The organism is Paenarthrobacter sp. 10L420, assembly GCF_056395385.1.
Genome location: NZ_JBFTJK010000021.1, coordinates 59,064 through 69,537, shown reverse-complemented (window position 1 = coordinate 69,537; position 10,474 = coordinate 59,064). Strand labels below are relative to the sequence as shown.

The following is a 10,474-nucleotide window of genomic DNA, read 5'->3' as shown; positions in this document are numbered from 1 at the left end:
GAACTGTCCCTCGCCCTGAAACAAACCCTCACCGAAGACGGCCCCTGGTTCATCCACACCCGCACCGAACCCGGCAACGAACCAGGCACCAAACTCCTCCTCATCGACCCCGTCACCCACGGCAACCGCTTCCAAAACTGGCTCACCCCACAACTGGCTACCGTCTAGACGTCTCAGACGACCGCTGATTTTGAATACAAAGGAAATCCATTGAGTACTTACACTCCAGTCCTTCAACATGAGGACCGGCTGCTCATCGGCGGAGCATGGGTCCCGCCCACCGAGGGCCGGACAGTGCCCGTCATCAACCCAGCCACCGGCGAGGCCTTCGCAGCGGTGGCGGATGCTTCGGCCGAGGATGGGCTGGCAGCCGTGGATGCTGCCGTCGCAGCCCAAGATTCATGGGCCGCGACCCCAGCACGGGACCGCGCCAACATCCTCTTCCGCACCTACGAAGGCATCCTGGCCCGGCGCGATGAGTTCGCGCGACTGATCGTGGACGAAATGGGCAAACCCTGGTCCGAAGCCCAGACGGAAGTCGACTACGGTGCCGGGTTCTTCCGCTGGTTCGCCGAATCCGCCGGCCGGATACACACCGAAGGCCAGTACGGCGTCGAACCCGGCGGCCAGTACCGCATTGCCGCCTCGAAACGCCCTGTCGGACCGTCCCTGCTGATCACCCCCTGGAACTTTCCGCTCGCCATGGGCGCACGGAAGATCGCCCCCGCCCTCGCGGCCGGATGCACCACTGTCCTCAATCCTGCCGTGCAGACCCCCTTGACCTCCCTGCTCCTGGCCCAAGTCCTGCAGGAGGCCGGCACCCCCGCCGGAGTCGTAAACGTCATCGTCACCGGCAACTCCCGCTGCGTAATCGGCGCGATCATGGCCGACCAGCGCGTCCGGAAAGTCTCCTTCACCGGCTCCACCCCGGTCGGCAAGACCCTACTCTCCCAGGCCGCAGAGAACGTCATGAATACGTCCATGGAATTAGGCGGCAACGCGCCCCTGATCGTCTTCGACGACGCCGATCTCGACAAGGCACTCGAAGGTGCCATGCTCGCCAAACTCCGCAACGGAGGCCAATCCTGCGTCGCCGCCAACCGCATCTACGTCCAATCAGGCATCGCGGACGAATTCATCGCCCGCTTCACCGAGCGCATGGCCGCAAGCACCACCGGCGACGGCCACGACCCCGTCACCACGCTCGGTCCGCTAATCGATGACAAGCAACGGGCTACCGTCCACGCGCTCGTCACAGACGCCATCAGCAAGGGAGCCACCCTCCTCACCGGCGGAACCCCCCAGGAAGGCACCGGCTACTACTACCCGGCCACCGTACTGACCAATATCCCCGCCAACGCGGACATCCGGACCGAGGAAATCTTCGGTCCCGTCGCAGCGATCTACATCTTCGATACCGACGACGAAGCCATTCACGAAGCCAACAACACCCCCTACGGGTTGGCGTCCTATGTCTTCACCGAGAACCTCTCACGCGCACTGCGCGTCGCCGACGCAATCGACGCCGGCATGACCGGCATCAACCGCGGACTCGTCTCCAACCCCGCAGCACCCTTCGGCGGAACCAACCAATCCGGACTCCACCGCGAAGGCGGCACCGAAGGCCTCGAGGCCTACCAAGAAACCAAATACACCGGAATCCAACTCTAAAACCACCACAAACCTGACCGAGCCGCGCCTTTGCGCCTTATGCCACCGGCAAGGCCAGGCGAACCGACGGCAAAAATAGACACCGACGGTGGTGCGCCCGTTTGCGGAACGTCCACCGGCCCTCAGTCAAAAGGAGTCCTCCTCAGTGAAGGCCATTGGATTTAGTAAGTTCGGAGGGCCTGAAGTCCTGCACGTATTCGACCGTCCAGAGCAGCACCCCGGGCCGGGAGAGGTCCGCATCCGTGTGCGGGCAGCCACCGTCAACCCCGCAGACACGATGGCCCGCACCGGCATGAGTCAGCATGCCATGACGGCGTTGGAACGGCCTTACGTCGTCGGCATGGAGGCTGCTGGAACGATTGATGAGGTTGGCGAAGGAGTATCCCTGAGCGTCGGCCAAGATGTCACAGCGATCATTCTTCCGTTCGGCCAGTGTGGAGGCGCTTACGCTGAACAGGTCATCGTCAAAGCCCTCCAGGTATTACCAACGCCGAAAGGGATAGACAGCCTCGCCGCCGCTACGCTCCCGATGAACGGACTCACTGCTGTCATGGCCCTTGACACCTTGGCTCTCGCGAGAGGTACGTCAATCGCGGTGACCGGTGCGGCCGGGGCACTCGGCGGATACGTCATTCAGCTCGCGCGGGCAGCTGGGCTCCAAATCATTGCGGATGCTTCCGAAGCGGACGAAGCACTTGTTCGAGGACTGGGTGCGCACCATATAGTCCGGCGCGGGGCGGACGTCGCCGAACGTATTCGGGATATTCAACCTACCGGCGTGTCCGGCTTGTTGGACGCCTCCCTGCAGAATGGTGCAGTCGTTCCTGCCATTGCCGACGGAGGAACAATGGTGATCGTCCGGGCGTGGAGCGGAGACCCCGGGCGGGGAATCCGGAAGGAACACATCTCTGTTAGCCAGGGCGCTGGCCGGGTGGACCTCTTGACGAAACTGAGGCAAAGCATCGAGAAAGGCGTTCTTACCCCGCGAGTCGCCAGAAGCTACCCGGCCGAGGAAGCGGCCGCGGCACATCGCGCGATCGAAGCCGGCGGCATTCGAGGCCGTCTGGTTCTGACCTTCTAACGCCAGTATCCAGATACGTTCAGCTTCCTTCCGGTTCCTACGCCGGGTTCGGCCAGCCGTGCAGCACAGCTGTACGGCGTCCGGAGGCCAACGGACCACCACACCCGGCTCCCTAGATACTCTTCACCAGGCAACGCTCCAAAAAGGGCAATAAATACAGCTAAAGATCGTACTTACACCAGCAGGAGACACGGTGCCCGTCACAACCGAACACCCCATCCGATCATCGTCACCGATAGCACCGCTCGCGGTCGCAATGGTGGGATTCTTCATCATCTCGCTGGACGCACAGATTGTTAATGTAGCCCTACCGGACATCCGAACCAGCTTTGGTGGCGGCTTAGCTGGACTTCAATGGGTCGTGACAGGCTACCTGATCACTTTTTCTGCGCTTCAACTGTTCTGCGGGACCCTCTCGGACGGCATTGGAGCTAGGCGCACGTTCGGGATCGGTATTGCCATCTTCATCGGCGCCTCAATGGCCTGTGCTCTCGCACCGTCACTGACTCTCCTAATAGTCGGGAGAATTCTGCAAGGGCTGGGTGCCGCGATGATGACCCCGAGCTCCCTTGGGTTGATTCGGGAGTCCTTCCCAGAGGCCACGGAGCGAGGAAAAGCGATCGTCAGGTGGGCGTTGGGAGGCTCGATCGCTACCGCTGCCGGCCCGGTAATAGGCGGTGCTCTCACCCAATCGGACTGGCGCCTCATCTTCCTCATCAACATTCCCGTCGGTGCTATTGCCCTCGCGCTTTTGACCAAGGTCCCTAGGTCCGCAGAGCAGCCGAGGCCTTTTGATTGGACAGGACAAACAACTGTCATGTTGGGAATCGGTGGACTGACCTTTGGCATCATCGAAGGAGCAGACCATGGTTACGAACATGCACAAGTCCTCGGGTCCTTTGCCCTCGGAATTGTTGGTTGTGTCGTTTTCATAGTCTCGCAAGTTCGGGGACGGCACCCCATGATTCCACTGACTCTCTTCAGCTCGCCCGCCGCCGTACTCGGGCTCAGTGTTGCCTTTGTGAACATGGCGGCGTTCTGTGGCGTTGTCTTCCTACAAAGCCTGTACTTCCAGCAACACCGAGCCCTGGACCCCCTGACCACAGGGCTGCTTTTCCTCCCCATGAGCTTGCTTGTCGTCCTCCTCAATCCCCTGGTTGCGCGCGCCATGGAACGATTCGGCAAACTGCGGACCATAGTTGGCGGTCAAGCCAGCGTAGCGACCGGACTTGTGGCCCTTAGCCTGCTACCGACAAACACGCCTATCGCCATCGTTGCCCTCGTGATGGTCCCCATTGGTGTTGGTGGGTCGTTTACTGTTCCCCCGCTCACCGCCCTCATCGTGGACCGCGCACCTGCCCACCGTGCGGGAACCGCCGGAGGAGTCCTCAATTCAGCAAGGCAACTGGGCGGCGCCCTAGGCATCGCCGCTTTCGGTGCCACACTCAGCCTGCAGCCGGATTTCATGACCGGACTTCTACTCAACTTTCAAGTCGCCGCCGCCCTCGTCCTCCTCGCCTCGGTCATGCTATTGCTGTTGCGCGACCCTTCGGAGCGACAAGCCATCTGAGCCGGGCAAGATGATTCATAAGCGAGGAAGCCTAACTGTGCAGATTCAACGGACAGCAGCCTGTCAAATCCATGCTGCGTCACATATACGGTGTAAGACGAACCGTGATACCCGAAGCACTGCGAAAGTCCGGAACCGAGGGGCTCGTTGCGACGAATGAGGTCTTGCAGTAGGCCCGGAGATCGAGAAAGCAATTAGCGATGGTCGCTTCTGTGACCAAAGCCGTCCTGCACACCGCACACTTGGATGTCGCATTCTTGCTTTTCGCGGCTTAGTCCAAAGGGCACGTCGTCGCTCAAGTCGACGGTAAACAAATTGTAGGAATGTCGCGTAACGAGAATTCCTTGGCGCCCGTTTCGTATTGCCTCCGCTTGGGCGACGGTGACCGCCTCATCGAGCCGGTCTTCCATGCTGGAACGGTCAGGCACGGCAACAGTGATTGGTAGATCGGTGAAGGTCTCCATGAATGCCCTTACTCTTGCATGTCGATGAAATGAGGGTTCCACGCGGGGTTGAGGGCCTACTTGCACGTTGTGAGCCTCCCAAACAGTGAGCGCTTTGGTGACACAGTATCTACGAGGTTCCCCGCGACTCTTTCTCCTGGTTGAGCTGTTCGGTGGCGGCGGTCTGAGACGGGTGCGCCCGCAGGCCTTCAGCGGTGAGCAGCTCTAGATGCTGGTGTGCGTATTCTGAGTAAGCGGCTGCTGCCTCTTTGAAGAGAGCTGCAATGGTAAGTGCGAAACTCGTCATTCTCGGGGCTCTTCTCAGTTCCGGGCGTCACGAAGCACTGCTGCGCCCGCTGTGCGATCGGCTTTACCGATGGTGTCGAGATCGAGGTCTTTGGACTCCCTGGCTGCGGAGACTGCTGCAGCTGCAATCAAGGTGGTGACGACGATGATTGCGACGAGTGGCCATGTTCCGCCGGACCAGAGGACGAGGGCGCTGGCGATGACGGGCGTGAAGCCGGCGAGGAGAATGGCCGCTGTCTGGTAGCCCACCGAAATGCCGGTGTACCGGACCTCCGTGGGGAAGAGTTCACAGTAGAAGGCCGGCAATACTGAGTAGACGGCTGCGTGACCAAGGGCCAGGAAGATCGCGACGCCAAGGATGATGGCCCATTGCTGGCCGGTCTGGATCAGGGCAAAGATGGGCCAGGCACTGACGATGATGACACCGGCCCCGAAGAAGAAGGTGTTCTTTCGCCCAATGCGGTCCGATATGGCTCCGAATGTCGGGATCATCGCGATATTCAGGGCCGAGCCGATCATGACGGCCACAACACCGTAGGAGGCCGGGAGCTTGAGGGTCGTGGCCACATAGGAGAGCAGGAAGACGGTGAAGAGGTAGTAATTTCCTGCCTCGGCGAAACGCGAGAAGAGCGCAATGACGAGCGACTTCCGGTGTTCCTTGAACACCACTGGAATCGGCGCTTTTTGCTTTTCCTGCTTGCGTTCCGCTTCAGCTTTGGCAGCGAGGAAGGCCGGGCTTTCGCTGGCGTTGAGGCGGATGTAGAGGCCGACGGCGGCCAGCAGCACGCTGACGAGGAACGGCAGGCGCCATCCCCAGTTAATGAACTGATCGCCCGAAATTGTCTGGGAAACGGCCACGGCCGCGGTGCCCAGCAGCAGTCCGCAGGAGACCCCGATCTGCGGCCAGGATCCGAAGAAGCCGCGGCGTCCCTTCGGCGCATTCTCGACCGCTATGATCGCTGCACCGCCCCATTCGCCGCCGACCGCGAATCCTTGGGTGAGGCGGAGAATGCACAGCAGCACAGGTGCCCAGAATCCGACACTCTGGTAGGTGGGGAGCAGTCCAATGGCCGCGGTGGAGCCGCTCATGATGAGGAAAGTCAGGATCAAGGTGGACTTGCGCCCGATCCTGTCACCCAAGTGGCCGGAGACGAATGCCCCGACAGGCCGGGCCAGGAATCCCACACCAAAGCTGGCTAAGGCCGCGATCTGTGAAACGCCTGGTTCAGAGGAAGGGAAGAACAGAGTGCCGAAGACAAGTGCGGCGGCGGTTCCGTAGACGGTGTATTCGTACCATTCGATGATGGCGCCGACCGTGCCGGAAATCAGGCTTTTACGGCGGACCTGGTCCGGCGTAAGCGTCTTTGCTGTGGTGGTCATGTGTGTTCCGTTCAAGGGCCGGGACGGCTGTGTCCCGGCGATAGTGTGGGGCGGGTCAAGCTTGGGGGAGGTCAGACCGGCAGGGTTTCCATGGTGATGGCTGCCCGGGTTACTTCCCTTGCCAGCGATTTTTCGAGGGCGGTTTCGACTTGGTCCAGGGTGAAGACGGAATCGACGAGGTGTTCAAAGGGATATTTGTCCCGATGCCGGGTAAGGAAGTCGAGGGCCTTGTGCAGGTATCGTCCTTGGTAGCGGTCTACGTGTTTGATGGTCAGGGCTTTACGGGTGACGTAGCCCGGGTCGAACGGGACAGTCTGACCAGGTGAGAGGTTGCCCATGACGAGGTACCGGCCGCCGCGCCGGATTTGCTGGAGGCCTTCAGCGAAGGCCGCCGGGACGCCTGTAACTTCCAGTGCAACGTCGGGTCCTCGGCCGCAGGTCCAGGACTGGATGTTGGCGATACGGTCCCCGACCGAAGTCACTTCGGTGATGTTAATAGTGTGATCGGCTCCGAAGGCTATCGCCTGTTCGAGGCGGTTCTGTACAGCGTCGATCACGATGACTTGTGCGCCGCGTTCCTTGGCCACAGCCACCGCGTTCAGTCCCAGGCCTCCGGCGCCCTGTACAAGGAGCGTCTCGCCGTACTGCAGGCCGATCTGGTCAATGCCGAACATGACTTGCGAAAGGGCGCAGTTGGCGCTGGCGGCGATTGCGTTCGTCAAAGTGTCGGGGACTTTGTAGATGTGTTGGCGGGCGTGGATGTAGTAGTGGGTACCGAAAGCTGCGTGGAAGTGAGGGGCTTCTTCGGGTTGCTTACTGAAGAATTCGTAGGCGTTGTCACAGAGATTAGGTTGCCCACCCAGGCACTGGGCACACCTGTCGCAGGTTTGGAAGTATGTGGCGACGATGCGGTCTCCGACTGCAAGGGGTTGACCGGCGTTGTCGACATCCCGGCCATGGCCGAGGGCCTCGACGGTGCCGACCATTTCGTGGCCCAACCCGCCGCGCTTCTTTACGGGATGCTTGCCGTTCCAGATGTGTAGTTCGGAACCGCACACGTTGGCGCGGGAGACTCTCATGACTACGTCTCCCGGCCCCGGTTGCGGAACGGGGTATTCAGCGAAGGACAATTCGCGGGGATTCGTCATCACGGCCACTTTGCCGTGCATTGTTTCACGCATGGATTCCTCTTTCGGACTAGGGTGCTTCAGGGTGCACGTTAAACTGCAGTCTGCGGGGACCATTAGATTGTGGTCGCCATGTATCAAGCGCTTATTCGAGTTTCTTTTGCCGAAGAACTGGGAGAGTTCTCTTTTCCGAGGAGTTCGTACATCTTCGTGTGGTCTTCAGCGGCGAAGCCTGCTTTGACGGCGGCCTCCCAGAGTTGCTGGCAATCGCCGCTGAACGGGGAGTCGACTCCGAGAGAGGCTCCGAGTGCGGTGGCTATGCGGATGTCTTTTGTCATGAGACCGATGGGGAAGCCTGAACTGTAGGTGCTGCTGAGCATAAACTGCCGCACCTTATTCTCTGAAGTATTGCTGCGTCCGGAGGAGGCGTTCAAGACGTCAGTCAGGGCGTCAGGGCTGATGCCGAATGCCGTGCCGATACGGAGTGCCTCCACTGTAGCGACAATGCTGGCCGCGGACACCAGGTTGTTAAGTGCTTTTGCTGCGTGGCCGGCTCCTGCGTCACCGACGTGGATGAGGGACTTTCCCAAGGCCTCGAAAAGCTCCGTCGCCTGGTCAAGGTCCTGCCAGCGGCCGCCGACCATGATGGCGAGTTCGCCTGTCTGCGCACCCCTCACTCCGCCGGAAACAGGGGCGTCAAGGTATCGGAAGCCTTTGCTCTCCAGCGTGGAGGCAAGGGCTCGTGAGCGCAGCGGCTCCGAGGAAGACATGTCGATGAACAAGGTGTTTAGAGGAACCCGCTCCAGAATGTCGTCGCCGAGCAGGACCTGTTCGACGGCGGCGGAGTTGGGCAACATCGTAATTACAATGTCCGCATGCTGCCAACTGCGGCCGTATCCCGTCACCGGTTCCGCAGTCTCGTGGACCGTAGCGAAACGTTGGACGAGGTCCTCGTCGCGATCCGTGACGAGAAGCCGATGGCCGGCGTCGGCGAGCCTGCCGGCCATGGGAAAGCCCATATTGCCCAGTCCGATGAATCCGATCGTGCTCATGCTTCGTCGTCCATGTCACGGAATACTTCGCGGGCGAGGCGGAAGCTCTCCAAGGCTGCAGGCGCGCCGCAGTAGATACTCACCTGGAGGAAAACTTCCTGAATTTGATCCTTGGTGACGCCGTTGCGGAGGGCACCCCGGACATGGACTTTAAGTTCGTGAGGGCGGTTCAGGGCACTGATCATGGCGAGGTTGATGAGGCTGCGCTGGGTCCGCTCCAAGCCGGGCCGGTTCCATACATCGCCCCAGCAAAACTGAGTGACAAGTTCCTGCATAGGCATCGAAAAGTCATCGGCGCTGTCGAGGCTCTTTTGAACGTATTTATCTCCGAGGACCTCCCGGCGGGTGGCGAGGCCTTTTTCGAACAGTTCCTGGTTCATTCGACGATTCCGTTCACGCTGGTGGTTGATGCAGCGGGGGTTTTGTCCCATACGGCCTGCACGTTGGTGAACTCGTGGACGCCGAAGTAGGACAGCTCGCGACCGAAGCCGCTCTTCTTTACACCGCCGATGGGGATGCGGGGATCCGAGACGGACAGGGCGTTGATGAAAACTCCCCCTGCGTCAAGGCGGCGGGCCATGGCCCGTGCTGTGGTGCTGTTGGCAGTCCAGATGGCTGCGCTAAGTCCAAATTCGGAGTTGTTGGCTTTGGCAAGGGCGTCGTCGGCATCATTTGCGGTGATGACGGTGGCCACCGGCCCGAAGATTTCTTCGCGGAACGCCGTCATGGTCTCAGTAACATCGGCGAGGACGGTGGGGGCATAGAAGTTGCCTGCGCCCGCGAGACGGTGGCCGCCGGCAAGGAGCCGTGCACCCTCGCTGATACTGCGGCGAACCTGGTCATCGACCTCATGCATGGCCTCCTCCTTCGCCATTGGCCCGATCTCGGTCGAGGGGTCCCTCGGGTCGCCCACTTTGAGCGCCTGGATCTTCGAGGTGAGCAAGGTTGTGAATTCCTCGGCCACGCTGCGTTCGACGATGATGCGCTTGGCAGAGATGCAAACCTGCCCTGCGTTGACCATCCGGCCCGAGGCGGCCGCGTCGGCGGCTTTGTCGAGGTCGGCATCAGCTAGGACGATGAACGGGTCAGATCCGCCCAGTTCAAGAATCACCTTTTTGATAGCCCTGCCAGCCTCTGCCGCGACGCTCTGCCCGGCCGCGGTTCCGCCTGTAACGGCCACTCCTGTGATGCGGGAGTCGTGGATGATGCCGGGGATGCGCTCCCTCTCGGCGTTTACCACCTGGAATGTCCCGACGGGCAGGCCTGCTTCTTCCCAGAGTGACTGGATAGCGTAAGCGCAGCCGACCACGTTCGACGCGGGCTTCAGCAGGTAGCCGTTACCTCCGAGGATAATCGGAACCGCTCCCCTGAACACCTGCCACACGGGAAAGTTCCATGGCATAACGGCCAAAATGGTACCTGTAGGCAAGTAGGAGATATAGGCCTCGGGTCCGATGCTGGTCCCCTGGTCTTCGAGCATGGCCGGCCCGTTGTCGGCATACCAGTCCAACATGGTTGCGCATTTGAGGACCTCGGCCTGTGCCTGCGTAACCGGTTTGCCCATTTCCTGCGTGATGATAGAGGCCACATGCTCGGTATCGCGCCGGAGCAACGCAGCGAGCCGCCGGAAAACGTCGGCTCGTTCGGAAGGCAGGCTTTCGCGCCATATGGCAAAGCCCTTGGCGGCCTGCTCCACTGCTGAGGTGACCCCGTCCGAGTCCAGGAACGGATAGCTTGCGACGGTTTCTCCCGAGGCGGGATTTACGGATCGTGCGAGGGCAACTTCGATGGTTCCCACAAAAATTCCTTCTGTCGTGTGATGGGACTTACAACAGACTAGGAAC

At 60.7% G+C, this 10,474-nt stretch carries 10 protein-coding genes; 3 read left to right on the top strand and 7 right to left on the bottom strand.

Annotation, left to right across the window (positions count from 1 at the left end; all coding sequences use genetic code 11):
• Positions 1-210 precede the first annotated feature (210 nt).
• The 3 genes from AC1DD5_RS22070 to AC1DD5_RS22060 all read left to right on the top strand — a co-directional run bounded on the left by AC1DD5_RS22070 (position 211) and on the right by AC1DD5_RS22060 (position 4,322).
• Positions 211-1,671: an NAD-dependent succinate-semialdehyde dehydrogenase gene (locus AC1DD5_RS22070; RefSeq protein WP_477522782.1), complete on the top strand. Its 1,461-nt coding sequence runs from the start codon at positions 211-213 to the stop codon at positions 1,669-1,671.
• A 145-nt stretch (positions 1,672-1,816) separates the two neighbouring features.
• Entirely contained in the window at positions 1,817-2,752 is a 936-nt protein-coding gene (locus AC1DD5_RS22065) for a quinone oxidoreductase family protein (protein WP_477522781.1), read from the top strand.
• Between the two features lie 193 nt (positions 2,753-2,945).
• Positions 2,946-4,322, top strand: a complete 1,377-nt coding sequence (locus tag AC1DD5_RS22060; RefSeq protein WP_477522780.1) for an MFS transporter — start codon at positions 2,946-2,948, stop codon at positions 4,320-4,322.
• Between the two features lie 194 nt (positions 4,323-4,516).
• Here the strand turns inward: AC1DD5_RS22060 and AC1DD5_RS22055 are convergent, their stop codons facing one another.
• From AC1DD5_RS22055 to AC1DD5_RS22025, 7 genes are all read right to left on the bottom strand, one after another.
• Positions 4,517-4,786 carry a hypothetical protein gene (locus tag AC1DD5_RS22055; protein WP_477522779.1) on the bottom strand — a complete coding sequence of 90 codons (270 nt, stop codon included), beginning with the start codon at positions 4,784-4,786 and terminating at the stop codon, positions 4,517-4,519.
• Positions 4,787-4,895: 109 nt separating this feature from the next.
• Positions 4,896-5,072, bottom strand: a complete 177-nt coding sequence (locus AC1DD5_RS22050; protein WP_477522778.1) for a hypothetical protein — start codon at positions 5,070-5,072, stop codon at positions 4,896-4,898.
• 14 nt (positions 5,073-5,086) lie between these two features.
• Positions 5,087-6,451 (bottom strand): MFS transporter, encoded by a 1,365-nt coding sequence (locus tag AC1DD5_RS22045; protein WP_477522777.1) that lies wholly within the window; start codon positions 6,449-6,451, stop codon positions 5,087-5,089.
• A gap of 71 nt (positions 6,452-6,522) precedes the next feature.
• Entirely contained in the window at positions 6,523-7,632 is a 1,110-nt protein-coding gene (locus AC1DD5_RS22040) for a zinc-binding dehydrogenase (RefSeq protein WP_477522776.1), read from the bottom strand.
• 83 nt (positions 7,633-7,715) lie between these two features.
• Positions 7,716-8,630 carry an NAD(P)-dependent oxidoreductase gene (locus tag AC1DD5_RS22035; protein ID WP_477522775.1) on the bottom strand — a complete coding sequence of 305 codons (915 nt, stop codon included), beginning with the start codon at positions 8,628-8,630 and terminating at the stop codon, positions 7,716-7,718.
• Positions 8,627-9,010, bottom strand: coding sequence for a carboxymuconolactone decarboxylase family protein (locus tag AC1DD5_RS22030; RefSeq protein ID WP_458106719.1), 384 nt, complete (start codon positions 9,008-9,010; stop codon positions 8,627-8,629). Before AC1DD5_RS22030 ends, AC1DD5_RS22035 begins: the two co-directional genes overlap by 4 nt.
• Positions 9,007-10,428 (bottom strand): NAD-dependent succinate-semialdehyde dehydrogenase, encoded by a 1,422-nt coding sequence (locus AC1DD5_RS22025; protein WP_477522774.1) that lies wholly within the window; start codon positions 10,426-10,428, stop codon positions 9,007-9,009. Before AC1DD5_RS22025 ends, AC1DD5_RS22030 begins: the two co-directional genes overlap by 4 nt.
• Between the last annotated feature and the right edge of the window lie 46 nt (positions 10,429-10,474).